The organism is Candidatus Bathyarchaeota archaeon (assembly GCA_026014745.1).
In the GTDB taxonomy this organism is placed as follows: domain Archaea; phylum Thermoproteota; class Bathyarchaeia; order Bathyarchaeales; family Bathycorpusculaceae; genus Bathycorpusculum.
In genome coordinates this window covers 331,267-349,902 of the sequence record JAOZHS010000001.1, presented here as the reverse complement: position 1 = coordinate 349,902, position 18,636 = coordinate 331,267, and the positions used below count along the sequence as shown (strand labels likewise).

At 49.4% G+C, this 18,636-nt stretch carries 16 protein-coding genes; 12 read left to right on the top strand and 4 right to left on the bottom strand.

Annotated features, from left to right (window positions below; genetic code table 11):
* Positions 1–39 precede the first annotated feature (39 nt).
* A complete protein-coding gene (locus NWE92_01900) occupies positions 40–1,314 on the bottom strand; it encodes a winged helix-turn-helix domain-containing protein (GenBank protein MCW4028385.1) in 1,275 nt (424 codons plus the stop codon).
* 101 nt (positions 1,315–1,415) lie between these two features.
* Between NWE92_01900 and NWE92_01895 the strand changes: the two genes are divergently transcribed.
* The 7 genes from NWE92_01895 (at position 1,416) to NWE92_01865 (ending at position 9,907) form a co-directional block, all read left to right on the top strand.
* Positions 1,416–2,219 (top strand): hypothetical protein, encoded by an 804-nt coding sequence (locus tag NWE92_01895; GenBank protein ID MCW4028384.1) that lies wholly within the window; start codon positions 1,416–1,418, stop codon positions 2,217–2,219.
* 12 nt (positions 2,220–2,231) lie between these two features.
* Positions 2,232–3,779 (top strand): alpha-amylase, encoded by a 1,548-nt coding sequence (locus tag NWE92_01890; GenBank protein ID MCW4028383.1) that lies wholly within the window; start codon positions 2,232–2,234, stop codon positions 3,777–3,779.
* Positions 3,780–3,843: 64 nt separating this feature from the next.
* A complete protein-coding gene (locus tag NWE92_01885; protein MCW4028382.1) occupies positions 3,844–4,095 on the top strand; it encodes a hypothetical protein in 252 nt (83 codons plus the stop codon).
* Between the two features lie 7 nt (positions 4,096–4,102).
* On the top strand, positions 4,103–4,732 hold the full coding sequence (locus NWE92_01880) for a glycosyltransferase (GenBank protein MCW4028381.1): 630 nt from the start codon (positions 4,103–4,105) through the stop codon (positions 4,730–4,732).
* Positions 4,722–5,927 carry a glycosyltransferase family 4 protein gene (locus NWE92_01875; GenBank protein MCW4028380.1) on the top strand — a complete coding sequence of 402 codons (1,206 nt, stop codon included), beginning with the start codon at positions 4,722–4,724 and terminating at the stop codon, positions 5,925–5,927. Before NWE92_01880 ends, NWE92_01875 begins: the two co-directional genes overlap by 11 nt.
* Before the next feature lie 211 nt (positions 5,928–6,138).
* A complete protein-coding gene (locus NWE92_01870) occupies positions 6,139–8,385 on the top strand; it encodes a hypothetical protein (protein ID MCW4028379.1) in 2,247 nt (748 codons plus the stop codon).
* A 34-nt stretch (positions 8,386–8,419) separates the two neighbouring features.
* A complete protein-coding gene (locus NWE92_01865) occupies positions 8,420–9,907 on the top strand; it encodes a hypothetical protein (GenBank protein MCW4028378.1) in 1,488 nt (495 codons plus the stop codon).
* A 20-nt stretch (positions 9,908–9,927) separates the two neighbouring features.
* On the opposite strand, the gene NWE92_01860 is transcribed toward NWE92_01865, so the two are convergent.
* From NWE92_01860 to NWE92_01850, 3 genes are read right to left on the bottom strand one after another with little or no spacing between them, the layout of a single operon-like run.
* On the bottom strand, positions 9,928–11,292 hold the full coding sequence (locus tag NWE92_01860) for a TldD/PmbA family protein (GenBank protein ID MCW4028377.1): 1,365 nt from the start codon (positions 11,290–11,292) through the stop codon (positions 9,928–9,930).
* Complete coding sequence (locus tag NWE92_01855; GenBank protein ID MCW4028376.1) at positions 11,279–12,664, bottom strand: TldD/PmbA family protein; 1,386 nt, start codon at positions 12,662–12,664, stop codon at positions 11,279–11,281. Before NWE92_01855 ends, NWE92_01860 begins: the two co-directional genes overlap by 14 nt.
* A 55-nt stretch (positions 12,665–12,719) precedes the next feature.
* Complete coding sequence (locus NWE92_01850) at positions 12,720–14,012, bottom strand: endonuclease Q family protein (protein MCW4028375.1); 1,293 nt, start codon at positions 14,010–14,012, stop codon at positions 12,720–12,722.
* A 184-nt stretch (positions 14,013–14,196) separates the two neighbouring features.
* Here NWE92_01850 and hypA point away from each other — a divergent pair, with 184 nt between their 5' ends.
* From hypA to NWE92_01825, 5 genes are all read left to right on the top strand, one after another.
* Positions 14,197–14,595: a hydrogenase nickel incorporation protein HypA gene (hypA, locus tag NWE92_01845; GenBank protein MCW4028374.1), complete on the top strand. Its 399-nt coding sequence runs from the start codon at positions 14,197–14,199 to the stop codon at positions 14,593–14,595.
* Positions 14,595–15,347 carry an Mrp/NBP35 family ATP-binding protein gene (locus NWE92_01840; GenBank protein MCW4028373.1) on the top strand — a complete coding sequence of 251 codons (753 nt, stop codon included), beginning with the start codon at positions 14,595–14,597 and terminating at the stop codon, positions 15,345–15,347. The genes hypA and NWE92_01840 overlap by 1 nt, the downstream gene beginning before the upstream one ends.
* Positions 15,337–16,071 (top strand): HAD family hydrolase, encoded by a 735-nt coding sequence (locus tag NWE92_01835; protein MCW4028372.1) that lies wholly within the window; start codon positions 15,337–15,339, stop codon positions 16,069–16,071. Before NWE92_01840 ends, NWE92_01835 begins: the two co-directional genes overlap by 11 nt.
* 206 nt (positions 16,072–16,277) lie before the next feature.
* Positions 16,278–17,300 carry a type I glyceraldehyde-3-phosphate dehydrogenase gene (gene gap, locus NWE92_01830; GenBank protein MCW4028371.1) on the top strand — a complete coding sequence of 341 codons (1,023 nt, stop codon included), beginning with the start codon at positions 16,278–16,280 and terminating at the stop codon, positions 17,298–17,300.
* A gap of 61 nt (positions 17,301–17,361) precedes the next feature.
* Positions 17,362–18,594 (top strand): phosphoglycerate kinase, encoded by a 1,233-nt coding sequence (locus NWE92_01825; protein ID MCW4028370.1) that lies wholly within the window; start codon positions 17,362–17,364, stop codon positions 18,592–18,594.
* Positions 18,595–18,636 lie beyond the last annotated feature (42 nt).

Here is an 18,636-nt window from a genome sequence, read left to right as displayed (position 1 = left end):
AATAGGAAGCTCCCACATTTAATGTTTACACAAACCCCCTCAACTGGTAGGAGTTATCTGAGCGATTTCCCCGCTGTCAGCCCAAACCTCAACCATGATGCTATCAACGTTACCCGCATAGACCCCGTCCAAGTTGAAGGTGACCAGCCACTGCGGATATAACGCTAAGCCACCTTTGGTGTTGGGGTGAAAAACCACCGAAGCCGGCTCAGAGAGCACCTTAAAACCCGAGATGGTTTTGCCCTCAGCAGTCCAACTGAAGTTGTCAATGGCAGTTTTTGCTAGTTCGGCGGCGCGGTCAGCTGAAATCTTAACTGAGGTGTCACCGACGGTGAAGAGGAACCAGCCGTCTATTACTTGTTTTAAGTCGCCGTTCTCATAGGTTAAGCTGAGACTTTTGGGGGAGAAGTCCACGTCGTTTTGCGTGTATGTTATGGTTATTTGGGCGTTGTTGTCTTGGAAGGTGGCGCTGAGTTTTTGGTTGCCTTCTTTGATTTCAATGTTTTGCGGATTATCCACCAATGAGAGGAGACTGCTCATGTTTGCGAGGTAGCCTTTGTCTTCATAGGCGCCAAGTCGGGAGAGCAGGTCTTTGGCTTTCTCCAAGACACTGTGGGGCTGAGCCTGCGCATAGATGGGGGAACCCTCAAGGGTGATGAGTTGATAGCGTGAAAGCTGATTATTTCGGAACCGAAACACCACGTCAAGCTTGCTGTTACTGCTCGTTAAGGCGTAAGTCACGATTTCTTCGATGGCTCCGCCTAAATCTGCGCGGCTCTCCACGGTGCGGCTAAGCAGGGTAGCCTGATATTTGGAGGTGTCTATTTGTGCAACATTTTCCAGAAATGTTATGGCACGGTCAGTGGTAGCGCTCCATGCGAGCAGCTGGTTATATTTTGCCTGAATGCTGTCACGTTCACTGGCCGTCTGATTTAGGGCGCCATACTCTACGACCGCGAAGCTGGCAAACACCACCAACGCAATCAAAACGGCGCCGATAACCGTTTTCCATTTAAAAGACAACATGGCGCGGGTTTTGGGTTGAATAGGCGGGGCTTCCTCAACGATTTTCATAGTGCCCACGGCGGCTAAACCAAACGTTGAGAGCCGATAGCGACCAGCGTCGTCTTTAGTAACTAATTCGCCGAGGTTCTCAAGGTGATAAGTTAAGTTGGAACTAGAAACGTCTAGTAACCCAAGCATTTCTGAGAAGGTCAGGGGCTTGTCGGCTAGGATGCGAAGGATTTTTCGGCGGACGGGATGCTTAAGAGAACTAAACATGGTGGAGTAAATTTCTTCGTTGCCCTCAGCCAACTTTTCTCAACCGACAAGCTGTATGGTTGGAAACGGCTTAAAGCTTTGCTGAGTCTACCAAAATTTCTTAAGCCTAAACATTAACCATAAAACTGACCACGATGAGGTTGAAACTGCAATTCGCCGTTTTGTTTCTGTTCGCGGTATCGATGCTAAGCTTACACGCCGCCTGTTTAGATACATGGACACCGGGAGTTGCTGCAGGCGACTATTTTACCTATCAAATGTACGGGGTCTTCACATCTAACCGCCCCAACGCTACCTTAGCGATTCCCGAGTTCGAGTACAACAATACCCAATGGGTCCGAATCGACATAGCCAGCGTCGAAGGCGTCACGGTCCATCAGGTTTACACATTGCATTTCAACAATCAAAGCGAAAGCACCTTCACAATTGCTTCTGAAGTGAACCCAAACGGAACCAGCAGCAAACCTGTCGGTCAAGCCGTCCCCATCTGTGCAGCTGACCTGTCAGTAGGAGACTTCATTCCCACGACTGGTTTGGTCATCAACGACACCACGTTTACGGTTTATGCTGATGAGAAAAGGGAAACAAACCATGCCGAATGGAACTTGTCTGATGATTGGGGAAACGGCTACTTTGACAAACAAACGGGAATGATGGTTGATTTTGTTCGAACCCACCGCTTCATCAACAATTCCACGGGCGAGGCGGTAGACAAGACTGACGTTATAAAACTGGTGGACACCAACAGGTGGCAAGTTGATGCTTCGAGTCAGCCAACCTTGCTCTATTCTGCCATAATAGTTGCTGTAGTTGCCTTAGTCGTTACCTTTGCAGCCCTGCGTCGTATGTCAGTTGCCAAAAAGCATGCAAACACTCGAACCCAACAGGGCGCAGCAAAAATTAGAGATAAATACACGCTGTGGAGTATTTCTGGTTAGGCGACGTGTGTTATGACTGATGTTGTGTTTGTCTTCGAGGTTCACCAGCCACACAGGCTAAAACGCAGCCTGTTTTGGGAAAACAAGATTTTTCGCCGCCAAACAAAAGGCGAACTATTTGATTATTACTTTAACCGCGAAGCGGACCGCGAAATCTTTAAGCGAGCCGCGCGCAAATGCTATTTTCCCTCAAACCAAATCATACTCGACGTCATAGACCGACACAAACACGACCGTAAACAAGCCAAATTCAGCTTCAGCCTCTCAGGAGTTTTCCTCGAACAATGCGAGATGTACAACAAAGACCTGCTGGAAAGTTTTAAGCAGTTAGCAGCGTCGGGCGGCGCAGAGTTTTTAGACCAAACCTACTATCACTCCATCGCCAGCCTCTACCCCCAAAAAGAAGAATTCATCGAACAAGTCAAACTGCACAAACAAACCATCAAAGACCTGCTTGGTTACACACCACACATTTTTGAAAACACTGAATTACTCTACAACAACACCATCGCCAAAACCGTCGAGGGCTTAGGCTACCGAGGTATCTACACCGAAGGGGTAGAGAGAATTTTGGGCGAAAAATCCCCCAACTTCATCTACACACCAAAAGGAGCCAAAAAAATCCGCGTGCTACTGCGAAATTACAAGTTAACTGATGACATTGGCTTTCGGTTTTCAGCGCGTTGGTGGCCTGAGTGGCCGTTGACCGCCGACAAATACGCCAAATGGTTAGCCACCACCAAAGGCGAAGTTATCAACATATTCCCCGACTACGAAACCTTCGGTGAACATCACTGGCCCGAAACCGGCATTCACAGTTTCCTCCAACACCTCCCCGATGAACTCCTCAAATACGACCACCTACGCATGGTGACACCCACCGAGGTAATTGACAAGCATATCTCTGCTGGCGAAATCGATGTCCCCGAAGCTGAGGGCACCGTTTCTTGGGCAGATGTACAACGAGACCAAACCGGCTGGCTGGGCAACGTGATGCAATGGGCATACTTCACGACGCTGCGTAGGCTAGAACCGTTTGTGCATGAATCTGAGGATCCTGAGTTTCTGCGGTTATGGCGGGACTTCCAGATAAGCGACCACCTCTATTACATGTTCACGGCAGGCGGCGGACCCGGAGAAGTCCACTCCTACTTCAGCCCCTACGAATCCCCAATGGATGCATTCGTGGCAGCACAAACCCTGCTAAACGATTTTGAAGCCAGACTACGCCTAGCAGTTTTGGCAGCCAACGAGCCTTTCCTGTTCCACACTGGAGATGGTGAAAAATACAATACGGGCGCTATGGCGTGGAGCCTGCGGGGCTTTATAAAAGCACTAGAAAAGGTTGATGTTGCAGCGGTGGAGTTTCACTTCAAAAATGGCGATTTCCAAAGCTGGGCGGAATACTCACTAAAAGACCCCCACTTAGCAGCCACAATCAAGGCGCTGAAAGCTTCAGAACAAGAAGGCGAAAAACTCCGCAAAGAACTGATTGAAGCCACCAAGAAACGCTACATGACTCAGAGTAAACAGGTAATGGATGCCACGCGGCTGTTCTAAAAGTCGCGGAAATGCGTTTATTAAGTTAGAGTAAGCTAATATTGGGTAGCATGGTGCAATTTGTATGCGAGATGAACTTCCGTTTCCAGATAAAGTTCTGCAGACCCTGCACAACCTCTGCGCCACCGCCGCGGACTTAGCTAGGCGAAGCGAAGAAGTGGCAAGACTACTGCAGAAGGACCCCAACGAGATTGAAAGCATTCTAGACCGCTACAAAGCAGAAGGATTCGCTGAAAGCTTCATAGACAACGAAGGCAAAAAACGGTATTACCTAAACGGAAGAGGAATCATTAAAGTCTGTTCACTTTTCACATAGTGAAACCATGCGCTCCATAATTTTTTCTTGGGAATATCCGCCACGGGTTGTAGGTCAATTGGCAGGGTACGTTAAAGCCCTCGCCACCCAGCTAGCAGCAAACAAAGTAGACATAAAAGTCGTAACCTACGATGACATGGCAACAAGCCAAACCCAAGAGCCCAGCGGCGTAACCACCAGCCGCGTAACCAACCCAGTACGCACCCACATCGGCGTCTTAACATGGGTACTCACATTAAACCAAGAAGTCGAACGCGCCACAGCAAACATCTACTACGACTACAAGGGACAAATCGACCTCATAGACGTGTATGATTGGCATTTTATCCCAGCCGCGGTCGCCCTAAAAAACGCGTTAGGCATCCCCTTTGTTTACTCAGTAGAAAGTTTAGAAGACCACCGTTCACCAAACGCTAGCTCCTCATATAACATGGCGATTAAAAGCATCGAGTGGCTAGGCTTCTACGAAGCGACAAAGGCAAACGTGAAATCAAAATGGATGAAAGAAGAAATCACGCGTATCTACAAGGTGCCAGAAGACAAAATCGTTGTAATCGCACCTGATTCAAGCACATGGATAAAAGATGTTCTAAAACTCTACAACAGCGTGGCGGAGGCAAACAAGAATGCAGAATAAACTCTCGGTGATGATGCTAAGTTGGGAGTACCCGCCCAGAGTCATCGGAGGCATCTCACCCCACATCTACTTCCTATCCAAATACTTAGCTCAACAAGACGTCAAAGTCTACGTAGTAACCTGCGATTTCCCCGACGCACCAGCCCACGAAGTCATCGACGGCGTCGAAGTCTACAGAGTCGACTCCTACAAGAACCCTTCACCTGACTTCGCCACATGGGTCTACCTCATGAACATGAACATGCAAAAAGAAACCGCAGCCATCATGCGCAAAATCGGCGGTAAAATCGACGTCATCCACGCCCACGACTGGCTAGTCGCAAACGCAGGCATAGGTCTCAAACACATCTTCCGCAAACCCCTCTTAGTCACCATGCACTCTACCGAGCTGGGTCGCCGCGACGGCTTACACACCACCGCCGAGCGGATGATTCATGAAACCGAAGCTTGGCTCACCTACGAGGCTTGGAAAGTCATCTGCTGCAGCGATTACATGATATCCCATGTCAAATACGCTTTTGGCTTACCCAACGACAAACTGGTTATGGTCCCTAACGGCGTCAACACGCAAGGATACGACAACATAACGGAAGATTGCCAGCAGTTCCGCAGCAAATTTGCGCTCCCCGAAGAAAAAGTTGTCCTCTTTGTAGGCAGACTAGTCTACGAAAAAGGTATCCATGTGCTCATTAACGCAGTGCCCAAGATCCTTAGTAAAGTCAACGCCAAATTCATCATCGTCGGCAGCGGCTACATGAAGGAACAACTTCTAAACATCGTTCGCAGCATGGGTTTGGAGCATAAGGTAATGTTTCAAGGCTTTATGGATGAGGCTACATTGCTTCGGCTACAGAAATGTGCAGACGTGTCGGTTGTGCCTTCGCTGTTTGAGCCGTTTGGCATCGTCGCGCTAGAAGCTATGGCGGCAAAAAGCCCCGTGGTTGCCTCAGATACAGGCGGTTTATCCGAAATCATACAGCATGATGTTACAGGCGTCAAGGTGTTTCCTAATAATCCTGATTCGTTGGCATGGGGTATAACCAAGGTTTTGCTTGATGACAATTACGCGCGGGCTTTGAGTGAAAACGCTTACCGCGTGGTGCAGCAACGGTACGATTGGGGAAAAATCGCAGAGCAGACTAAACGCATCTACGAAGGGGTTTTAGGGGAGTACTCCAAGAGTTTTTGGGCATAACACCTTAACCGATTAACCATTAGGCTGTAAAAAAGACTATATCCCTCGGTCACTAGTAGCAGTAATTGTCTACTTGAGGCTTTAGTGCTCAAGAGACACAGTAGCGCATAAACCAGCTATCAAGCATTCTTATACTGTTTATCGCGTCAAACCAGTCTGCTTTCTGTACGTTGTGAAGGTGGATAGTATTCATAGAAAAAAACAGGTAGTTTTGGCATGTATTCTTGTTCTTCTCGGCTCTTTACTGATTAATTTTGAAGCTGGCGCATCAATTAATCAACTACAAATAAACGCGGTATCCAGTTTTAGTAGTCAACTGTGCGGCTCAGTCTTCTCTTCCAATGGCACTCTTTTTGCAGGAGACAACAACTTTAGGCTCTATCGAAGCGATAACAACGGCAGTTCCTTTAGATTAATTTACCAGTTTCCCCAGCAATCCAACCCTGACAGCGCCGTTACGGGGTACGTCTGGCTCATATACGTAGATTCCAACAACACCGTCTTTGTCTCCATCCCAGGAACCAACAGGCTATACCGCAGCACCAACTTCGGCTCCGCCTTCACGCAGGTCCTAAACACTAATGGAACTCAAAACGACGGCTTCTTCATAGCCATGACCGAGGACACCTTAGGCGACCTATACACGGCAACGTATAGTAACAGCATTTTCCCCAACGAACCGCCGATTTTAAAGAGCACAGACGGAGGCGCCTCATGGACGGAGCTTCAAACGTTTGCCTCGGTGCATCTTCACAATATCAAGTTTAACCCCTCAAATGGCTACCTCTATGTAGTCACTAGCGAATGGGGGTATGGTTACAACAATCAAGAATGTGAAAGGGTTTTCCGAAGCAAAGATCTCGGCGATACATGGAGTATAGTGATAGACCGACCGTCAGAAATCCAAGGCATAGGAAGCACCGTCTATTTAACTATGCTTTTTAACGGCAACTGGGTCTATCTGGGTTCAGATCAGGCTTTTCAGGCGAACTGGATTGACCGCTTCTACGACAACGGAAGCAGTGAAGCGGTTACACCTCAACGGGTCTACACGTTTCCCTCTGACAGCAACTTCCCCATCATATCGGCTGTTTGGTTAAACAAAATTATATTGTTTTCCAGCACCGCAGAATTTTATGACGGCACGTCACGGATTGTTGCAAGCGAGGACGGCGTGAATTGGCAAGTCATCAAATCATCCAGCATTTCCCAGTCACTGCATCACACAAATATGCTCACAGTTAACCCAAAGGGGATTGTTTTTGGCTCCGATGGTCCAAACCAAACCTTCTCCATAACTGAGAATATCCCACAACCCACTCCAACACCAACACTTACGCCCACCCCATCTCCAACGGCAACGCCAAACCCCAACTACCTCTTTAGCGCAGACTTTGAAGGGGGCAACTTTAACGAATATAGCGGCGTTAGCGGCGCAGGCACCCATACCCAAACGGTGGAAACCCTCAACCCCTATCTGGGAACCTACGACGCCAAGTTCACTGCGTCAGCCGAAAGCGAAGGCTGGGCATACAACGCAATCAACAGCAGCGCCGTCACCTATTATCGTCAATACGTCAAACTAGGCAGCCTACCATCATCGGGTAGTACGCTGTACTTGGGCAGCATCCAGTATCAGAACGCCCAAAACACTGTGGATCCCTTCATCTATAACAATAATGGACAGTACTATTGGGGTGCCATTAGCATCATGAACAGCGTAGCCTACTTAGACTACGAAGCAGCGCCCAGTAACCCCACCACAGGCGTCTATTACTGTCTGGAAGTTTGCCGAGACGTAACCAACCACAAAACCAGCATATGGGTAAACGGCAACCTCCGCGTAGATGCTTCTTCACGTCCACATGTGGGCAACAGCAATCGGATCTGCACAGGCATTTCTTGGGCGGAATCAGCCTCAACTATCTATGTTGATTGTGTACGCGTAAACAGCTCCTACATAGGTATAGAAGCTCCTACGCCGACCCCAACGCCCACTCCAACTTCAACAGCCACACCAACCCCTACACCTACGCCTACGGCTTCTCCAACTCCAACCCCGTCTCCGACGCCAACACCCTCGAGTTCTCCAACTCCGACACCGTCCCCCACCCCAACGCCAACTCCAACCCAAACTCCCACACCGACCCCTTCGCCAACACCTACACCAACCCCAACTGCTACGCCTACGCCGACGCCAACTCCGACATCACCAGCCCTCACAACAGCCTTAGAAGTAAACGCCAGCACCACCGTAACAGCAGTCAACTTCAACCAAGCAAACAGCAGACTCTACATAACCATCGTCAAAAGCGGCGAAAACCACATCCAAATCGAAATCAGCAAAACTACCCTACCTAACATAACCAGCCTTAGAGTCTACATCAACTACGTTTTAACCAGCTATACCTACAGCGACAACGGCGGTTCGTGGCTCATAAGCGTGACCTCAACCTAGCCCTAAAGCAAAATTTTGATTGAAGGAAGAAGAAATGAAAAAAAACAAAATCAAAATTTTCGGCGTCCTCTCTTTGATTCTTATCTTAGCATTAACGCTTGGCATCATAATGGAGACCACAAAAAGCCAAATCACCACCACCCCCGTAACCAAACCCATACATGCCGCATGGATAACATCCAACGGCACCGTCTACGCAGGCACAACTGACAGCGTCTATAGAAGCACAGACCAAGGCCAAACATGGTCTAGCGCACTAAAAACCATACCAAACGCTGTAGACACCAGCTGCATCTTCATCGCAGGTAATGGCTACATCTATTACTCTGCCGTAGGCAATAGCCTTAGCAGTTCAAACGCAGGGTTATGGCGAAGCACCGACCAAGGCCAAAGTTGGACTCGCGTGTTGGCTCTGTCGCCTGGGGAATGCATCTGGGGCATGGACAGCGATAACTACGGGTACCTTTTCGCAGGCGTCTACACCACGGACAGCTTCAACTCAAACGCCCGAATCTACCGCAGCACCAACAACGGCACCTCATGGACCTCCGTTTACTACGACTCTACCGCGCGACATATCCATGACATTGCAATCGACAAAACCAACAACTACATCTACGCAACCGTCGGCGACGCCATGGCGCCGTGGAACATCAATTACGTCCTACGTTCAACCAATAACGGCTCAAGCTGGAGCAAAATCCTAACAGACATGACACAAGTGGTTGCCGTCGAAGTCACTCCCACTGCGCGGCTTTTTGGCTCTGACAGTATCGTTGGCGCAATCTATCGAACCACCAACGACAACACCTACACCCAAGTACTCAACACTGCCAGCAACTCGTACTGTTTTTGGATACGCCAAAACGACGCCGCAAACGAGGTCTACGCGGGATTCTGTGCAGCTGAATTTGGCTCCATAACTGCAGGGATTTATGTCAGCGTCAATGATGGGCAAAGCTGGACACTAGTAGAATCTATGTCCGCGCAGCAGGGCTATGATGGGACAACTGCCTCAAGTAATTTTGTGCAGGGTGTTCTCTATCATGATGTTGTTTTGGGCGGAACTGTGCGCAATGGGGCTTGCTTAATTTCTGCGCCTCAGCCTACGGCGACGCCGACTGCTTCCCCTTCGCCCACACCATCACCTACACCGACTGCAACAGCCACTCCAACGCCTACACCTACGGCTTCTCCGACGCCTACCCCCTCGCCTACCCCGACAGCATCTCCAACGCCAAGCCCCACGCCCACCGCTACTCCAACAGCTACGCCACAACCCCTAGATAGGGCAATCAAAGTCGCTGCCAACGTAACCGTCACCCAAGTCAACTACAACCAAGCAAACAACCGCTTATACCTCTCGATAACCAAAAGCGGCGTCAACTACATCGAAGTAACAATCAGCAAAACCACACTGCCCAACGTAACCAGTCTCAGAGTCTATGTCAACTCAGTTCAAACCAGCTACACTTACACCGACAACGGCTCCGCTTGGAAAGTAACCATAATCACCACTTAACCAAGACCGCCCCCGTTTGTCTATTTCCCGATAACTCGCAAGTTATCAACCACAAGCCAAGGCGAAATTATGCTGCCCATCTGCCGTTCGTTTGCGCCAACGACAGCAACGTTTTTGAGGAGTTCAAAGATGTTGCCAGCCAACATGACGCCGCTTGAGGCATGGGTTATTTCGCCCTTTCGGATTTTCCACGCAGGCGTTGCAACCACAGAGAATTCACCGCTTACAGGGTTGCTGCTATGGGCACCTTGAAGGTAGTACACAATTAAGCCGTCATCGATGTCTTTTAGCATTTCAGCCTCAGATGCTTTGCCGGGTAGAATATGGAAGTTTGTTGTGTCTATACCCGGCGTTGAGAGGTAGCCTGCGCGAGATGCGTTGCCAGTGCTTTCTTTACTGTCTTTTCTGGCGGAATAGTTATCGTAGAGGAAGTTTTTCAGGATGCCGTTTTCGATTACGGGAGTCTTTTGGTGCGGTACGCCTTCGCCGTCAAACATCCAAGTCCGCAAACCACCCGCATACAAACCGTCATCGTAGATTGTGAGGTTGCTTGAGGCGACTTGCGTACCCAATTTGCCTTTGAAAGGCGACTGCCCCCTCTGTACACTGTCAGCTTTAATGGCGTTCATCAAAGTGTATGACAGCAAATCTTGCAGTGCAAACTGGGTAAAGATTACTTTGCCTGCTTTGGTTTCTACGGGCTTGGTTTTCATAGCCGAAACCGCGAGCTTTGCAGCTTCTTTGCCTACCCATTCAGGGTTTACTTTGTGGCTTCTTGAGGCGTCAAACTCGAAGCATACTGGTGTTACCTTGTTGCCTTCTCTGGCGAGGGTGGCGAGGCTGCATTCGATTATGGTGCCGCGGTCAAAGCCTGAGACGCCGTTAGAGTTAGCGATGGCGTTTGCGATGTAGGCGCCGCCTATGCCGCCTTCGATGGGAAAAACATGTTTATCCACAGCGGTTGCTGCGTCAAGCATAGTTGCAGCGACTTTAACGAGTTCCTCCGACTCCAACGAGAGGATTTCAGAATCATAGGTGCCTTTGGTTTGGGTGTAGGGTTTGTTTGGGGCAAGTCCATTCCAGTTAGGGTCGGGTTTGCTGGCTTTTGCAGCGCCCAACGCGCTGGTTACGGCTTGGTCGATGGCTTGGGGGTCATCAACTATGTTGGTGTAGGCGAAGCCGATGGCTTTGTTTGAGGCGACGCGGATGCCTAATCCGTGATCTATGATTTTGTTTGTTTTGTTAATTTGCCCCAGCTCGATGCCGATGTTTGTTGCCTGTCCCTCGTAGACGTAGGCTTCGGCTTCTTGGGCGCCTTTGCTGAGTGCCGCTTTCACTGCGTTTTCGGCTAGGCTGAGCATTATGTTTTTTTCAAGCACTGCCACCGACAATCACCTCGTTTACTCGTATGTGCGGTCCACCGTCACAGATAAACGCTGTCTGCCCCTTCCCACAGCGTCCCGGATCAATCACAAAATCTTTTCCCACACCATCCACCTTAAGTAACGTCTCCAAGGTGCTGCCGCTAATGGATGCGTCGCGGACGGGTGCGCCGACTTCGCCATTTTGGATTTCGTAGCCTTCCTGAATACCCACTTGGAAAGTGCCGTCGAGATTGGCTTGTCCGCCTCGGAAGCTCTTAAAGTAGTAACCTGATTTGACGCCTTCGAGGAGTTCTTCGAGAGTTTGGTCTCGAGGTGCCATATAGGTGCAACGCATACGAATAATGGGTTCAACCCGAAAGTCCTCAGCACGCGCATTGCCGGTAGGAGCTGCGCCGAATTTTTGAGCAGTATCGCGGTTATGCATTAGCCCCGAGACGACGCCGTCTTTGATAAGTAGGGTTTTCTGTGAGGGGACACCTTCGTCGTCGTATTTGAATGCGCCAAATGACCCAGGCAAGGTGCCGTCGTCGTAGAAGGTGACGAGGTTGGAGCCGATTTTTTTACCCAGGTTATCTGCTAATACACCGCCAGAGAGCGCTAAATCCGCCTCGGCAAGGTGCCCAAACGCTTCATGCACAAACACGCCCACCACGTTGGGGCCTAAAACGACGGGGAATTTGCCGCCTTTAGGCGCTTTGGCACGGAGTTGTTGAACTGCCCGCGTCGCCACCTTTAAGCCTAAAGCGTCGGGGGGTTGCTGGTCGAAGAGTTCGTAGCCTGCGGTGGAGCCGATTTCTTCGCGGCTAAACGTAAACACGCCATTCTCGGCGGCTGAGGCGGTTATGCGTGCCCAAACGTAGAGTTTATCCTGCGTGATTTGGGTGCCTTCACTATTCACAAAGGTGCTGCTACCCGTTAGGTCAAGGTAGTCGACGTTGCAGCTTTTGATTTTGCCATCAAACCCCAGTATGGTTTTGTTTATGGTGAGCGCTGTTTGGATTTTGTCTTCCATGGCGATGTCGGAGGGGTTCTTTTGGGGTGTTGACTTGACGTTGTCGGTTATGGTTTTGGCGGGGGCTAGTTTTGTGGGGGTTTTTAGGCGTGTGCTAGCCAATTTTGCCATGCGACAGGCATCCGAAACTGCATTTTCCAAAACCACTGCGTCAAAGGAACCTACCGAAGCGAATCCCCATGCGCCGTCAACGAGCACGCGGAGTGCGACGCCGTTTTCGATGCCTTGTTTGGCGGCTTCGACGCGTTCCTCTTTGAGGCTGAGGCTGGTTTTGTAGAGTTTCTGTGCGCGGGCTTCAGCGTATTGTGCGCCGAACCGTTGAGAAGCAGCATTGGTGATACGAGTGAGAACGTCTATCAAGTTAATCGGTCCTGCCTAGCTAGAAGCGGCGGGGGGAAATAAACCGTTTGTGCGGTTACCAAAAGTCACTCATACTTCTCTGCTGCACTTTAGGCGGAGCAGGCGGCTTAGGCTTAGCTTTCTGCGCTTCGATTCCCAAAACCAGTTGTCCATAAACTCCATCGTAACCCGGCGTGACCTTCGCGGTGCCCTCGCGGACATTCACAACTGCCTTCGCTACAGCGGGGTCCACAACCTGAGCCATCGCGTCTAAGGGAGCATCAATGAGCACCGAGTATTCGTTGCCAAACCTTGCGGTTAGCAGATTGTAGTTTTTCCAGACTGCCTGTGTGGAGGGGGTTTCTGTTCCAAGTACCGCCGCAATCACCTCAGAGAGGGGTAGTAACCGCAGAAAACCTGGCGCAACCTCACGCTTATAGTCGCTTGGGCGGTCGGCGAGTTCTTCTACTCGTTGTTCGACGCCTTTGGTGAGTTTTCGGCGGCAAACGGGGCAAACGTTACCGAATTTGATGGCTTCTTGGGGTGACATGGAGATTTTACAGTTTCGATGTCCCGTCCAGTGGTACTTGCCATAGGCAGGGTCGGTTTCGATGGTGAACCTGAATCTTGCGGGGTCGTTGGCGGCTATAGCATCGATAACGGCTTTGTAGGAGAAGTTTTCGAGGTCAAACACGTTTGCTTCTCTGCCGATACGCCAAGGCCAAAAGCTGTGGCAGTCACTGTTAGAAAGCAAGGCGTAACGGTCAAGTTTGCTTAGGCGCCAATTCATCGGCGGGTCACTGCTCAAACCCGTTTCGAGCGCGTGTATATGTTTAGCCATGTCCTGATAGCAGTCTTCAACCGTGTCAAACCCGCTAAAGGCGCCAAAGATGCTAAACCAAGGCGTCCAAACATGCGCAGGAAAAACCATGTTATCCCCTGAAGCCTCCATAACTTCTTCAACAAGTTGAGGCGCGGACACGTCAAGGATGGGGCGTCCGTCGGCGCTTAAACTGCCAAAGTTTTGGAGACGCTCGTTGATTTGGGTGGCGGTTTCTATGCTGGGGGTTAGGATGACGTGGTGGACTTTTTTGGATTCGCCTTTGTAGTCAAATATGGTGCAGACTTCGGTTTGAAGCATAAACCGCACTGGCGAATCAGAAGCCGCAAGCTTAAGCAGACCTGTATCGGCGTCGGGGGTGGTGGCTCCTTGGATTTCTTTTAGCCACTCAGGATGGGTAAAGTCGCCTGTGCCGACGAGGGTTAGGCCTTTGATTTGGGCGTATTTTGCAATTTCAGAAATGCTCATTTGTTCGCTGGTTGCTCGGCTAAATCGGCCATGAATATGGAGGTCAGCTATAACTCGCACAGTGAAAGCCTCATTCCTTACGAGGCACCACACCATTTTAAGGCTTTGCTGAGAAGCCTCCTAAACAGCCACGGCTAAAGAGGCATATTGGATTTTGAAAACTCGAAGCTGCAAGAAATTACCCGATGAGCCAAAACGTGTTCTGTGCAATATTTTTTTATTGCTCCGTTTAGCCTAATTGTGTATGCATGAATGGGCGCTGGCTGAATCGATTCTTGCTTCTGCTAGGCAGATAGCTTTGCAGGAAGACTTAGAGTCAGTTACGGAAGTTACCATCAAAGTGGGGGAACTCCAACAGGTGGAGCCGCCGATTTTGCGGTTTGCGCTCTCGCAACTAAAAGACGGTTTGTTTGCAGACACAAAATTTCACATCCTCAAGGCAAAATCCACGCTTAAATGCCGTGTCTGCGGAGAAAAATGGCAGTTTAGCCTAAAGAGCCTCGATAAAGCCACCGCGGAAGCGATTCATTTTGTGCCTGAAGCCGCACACACATACGTCAAGTGCCCTAAATGTGGCAGCCCCGACTTTGAAATCGAGACTGGACGCGGAGTTTGGCTTCAAGACATAAAAGGGGTTAAATAATGGCGATTGACCCCCGAACAAGCGTAATTGAAACCCGTTTATCCAAAATAAGACGAATTATCGCTGTTTCCAGCGGCAAAGGAGGCGTCGGCAAAAGCATGGTCGCCACCGGGTTAGCGTTGTCACTTGCTGAGGAAGGCTGCCGTGTCGGCTTATTTGACCTTGACTTCACAGGACCCTCAACTCACATCATTTTGGGCGCCCCAAACAACCTTCAGCCCAAAGAAGACCGCGGCCTCATCCCCCCAACACTGGAGGGTTTAGAGTACATGTCGCTGGTTTACTTTGTTGGCGACAATCCCGCACCTCTGCGTGGCGCCGACGTCTCCAATGCGCTTATCGAGTTACTTGCAATTACGCAGTGGGGCGAACTGGACTATCTCATTATTGACATGCCACCAGGCATAGGAGATGCCGTGTTGGATTTAGTGCGACTGGTTAGGCGCATCGAGTTTCTCATAGTTACAACGCCGTCGCTGTTAGCGTTTGAAGTTGTCAAGAAACAGGCACGGCTGCTATACGAACTCCACATGAGCATCATCGGCGTCATTGAAAATATGAAACAAACCCCCTCCGACGCCATCCGAACCCAAACTCAAAAGCTTGGGCTAAGTTACCTTGGCTCCATACCCTACGACCCAAAAGTAGAAGACGCTATAGGAAAACCCAAACAATTATTATCCACCGCGCTTGGAACAGCACTAACTGACATCAAAAAAACTGCAGCTAAAGGAAAACGCCATGCCCATTAAAGCAGTGATTTTTGACTACATCGGAACCTTGGTGAACTGCAAAGGCTACAGCATGTCAGCCTCAGAAGACACCCTACACTCCGCCTTAGCGGCACAGGGGTTTGAAACCGAGAAGAAACAGTTTTTGGACGCTTACAATTTGGCGCATCAGAAGTACCGCAGAGTCCGCTATGAAGAGCACCGCGAAGTGACCAATGCAATTTGGGTGTCAGAAGCTCTACAGTCATTGGGGTTTGACGTTTCAAAAGAGGATGCACATATGAAGGCGGCGCTTAACGTCTTTTTCCAAGCCTTCATTGACACACTTGAGTTGCGGGCTGGAGCAAAAAAACTCCTTGACCAAACTATCAGCAGATGCAAAGTGGGATTGATCTCAAACTTCACCTATGCACCCGTCATTCATAAGAGCCTTCGAAGAATCGGCATAAGCCAATATTTCAGTGTAATTGTGGTGTCAGAGGAGAATGGGTGGCGTAAACCCAGCGGTAAAATTTTCCAAGACACCCTTAGTCGCCTTCAGGTGCAAGCAGAAGAGGCAATCTACATCGGGGATAGTCCCATTGAGGATATCCAAGGCGCCAAAGAAGCGGGGTTGAAAGCAATGTTTGTGCCATCACAGTTCAACAAGCTAAAAGACCTTCAATCAATCAAACTACAACCAGACTACATCGCAAAAAACTTGCTAAACGTTAACCAAAACCTACAGGCACTGCTTTCGGCATAGCGTTTTATCCCATAAAACTTTTCAGAACCCAATTATCATTGGAGCTTAAAGTTTTATTGAGAGTTGCAGGAGAAAAATTTGGCGAAATGAAATGGCTTGATTGAATTGCAAACATCTATAGCAACCATTGTCTTGTCTGTTTGGGTTGGAAAAAATTAATTAACTTTGTCTGTTTTAGAACCTCACCGAAACTTGGTGATTATTTAATGGCGAAGATTAAAGTTGGAATTAACGGGTTCGGCAGAATCGGAAGATTGCTCTACCGAGCCGCCATCGAAAAAAATGCAAACATTGATTTCGTTGCGGTGAACGATCTTGCAGATGCAAAAACTAACGCTCACCTGCTAAAATATGACTCAGTCCATGGACACTTCCCCGGAACTGTAGAAGTCCAAGGTAACGACATGGTCGTGAATGGAAAAGTCCTCAAATGTCTCCAAGAAAGGGACCCCGCAAACTTGCCCTGGAAACAGCTGGGCGTGTATTTAGCTGTTGAAAGCACAGGGCTGTTTACTAATCGGGAAGGCGCAAGCAAACATCTCGCGGCAGGAGCCCAAAAAGTGCTCGTTTCCGCGCCAGCCACAAACCCTGACTGCACCATCGTACTCGGCGTAAACGAAGAAACCTACAACCACCAAACCGACAACATTCTAAGCAACGCAAGCTGCACCACTAACGCCTTAGCACCCATAAGTAAAGTACTCGTTGAAAACTTCGGTATAGAGAAAGCATTGATGACTACCTGCCACAGCTACACTAACGACCAAAAAGTCCAAGACATCGTCCACAAAGATCCCCGTCGCGCACGCGCAGCAGCCATAAACATCATCCCGACCAGCACTGGCGCTGCTAAAGCCATCGGAGAAGTTTTGCCCTCTTGCGCAGGCAAAATGAATGGGTACTCACTTCGTGTTCCAACTCCAGATGTCTCCATCGTGGACTTAACTGCGGTTTTGGGAAAAGAAGTCACCAAGGCAGAAATCAACGCAGCCATGAAAAAAGCCGCTGAAGGCGAACTCAAAGGCATCCTCCAATACACTGAAGACCCAATCGTGAGCACCGACGTACTGCACAGCACCTATAGCAGCGTATTCGATGCAGGTTTAACAATGGTGTTGGGAGAGAAAAGCAACTTTGTTAAAGTCTTCGCTTGGTACGATAACGAGTGGGGCTTTAGCAACCGCATGGTCGACTTCATAGAGTTGATTGCCCAAAAAGCCAACCTCTAAAGTGGGAATCAAACTTAAATTCCCAATCTTTTCATTTTTAAAGATTAGAAGGTAAACGTTAATGGCGAAATACCATACACTGGACGATTTTAACGTTAAAAACAAAACAGTCCTTGTCCGAGTGGACTTTAACTCCGAAATTGACCCGAAAACCAAAAACGTCACAAGCGACGTCCGCATCCGAGCCCACGCGGAATCCACGCTAAAAGAACTAGCTGAGAAAGGCGCCAAAACCGTGGTGATAGCGCATCAAGGACGCAAAGGCGACGATGACTTTATTCCCCTAAAACAACACGCCGAAATCCTCCAGCAGATTCTTCAACGCCCAGTAAAATACGTCGATGACATCTTCGGCGAACAAGCTCAAGCCGCCATCAAAAGCCTCCAACCCGGCGAAACCCTCGTCTTAGGTAACGTACGGGGCTGGGAGGGAGAAACCAAAAACGGCACGCCCGAGCAACAATCAAAAACTCCATTAGTGCAGAATCTGGCGCCACTTGCCGATTTGTTTGTTAACGATGCATTTTCAGCTGCACACCGCGGCCATGCCTCGATGGTTGGGTTCACGGCTGTTTTGCCCTCTGCGGCGGGTCGCATCATGGAACGCGAATTAACATCCTTAAGCAAAGCTTTGGAGAAACCTGAGAAACCCTGCGTTTATGTGATGGGAGGCGCCAAAGCCGACGACAGCCTTGAAATCAGCAAATACGTTCTCTCAAACGGCATTGCAGACTACGTGTTAGTCGGGGGGGTTACGTCGCAGCTGTTTTTGGCGGCGAAAGGTGTCAGTTTAGGAAAAGGTGTCGTGGAGTTTCTTGCCAAAAAAGAACTCACCCAGTACTTGCCGGGCATCAAGAGCCTCATTGAGCAGTACGGCGACAAAATCGTGGTTCCAGTTGACGTTGCGCTTGACTTCGGCGGCGTACGCAAAGAAGTTACCATAACCCAACTGCCAACCGACTACCCCATCTACGACATAGGTCACCAAACAGTAGAAAACTACGCCAAAATCATCGCCACCGCCAAATCCATCGTCGTCAGCGGACCCATGGGCGTTTATGAAAACCCACAGTTCTGCTATGGCACTAAAAAAGTGCTCCAAGCCATCGCGGACAGCAAAGCATTCAGTTTAGCTGGCGGCGGAAACACCATTGCAGCTATCCAAGAATATGGCTTAACCAAAAAAATCAGCTACATCAGCACTGCAGGCGGCGCACTTATCGAGTTTTTGATGGGTAAAAAACTGCCCGGCGTCTCGGCTCTAGAAAATGCGGTTAACACCAAAAAAATCTAACTCCATTTTTTGGAGTAGAGATAGATAGGGGTATCCACCCCC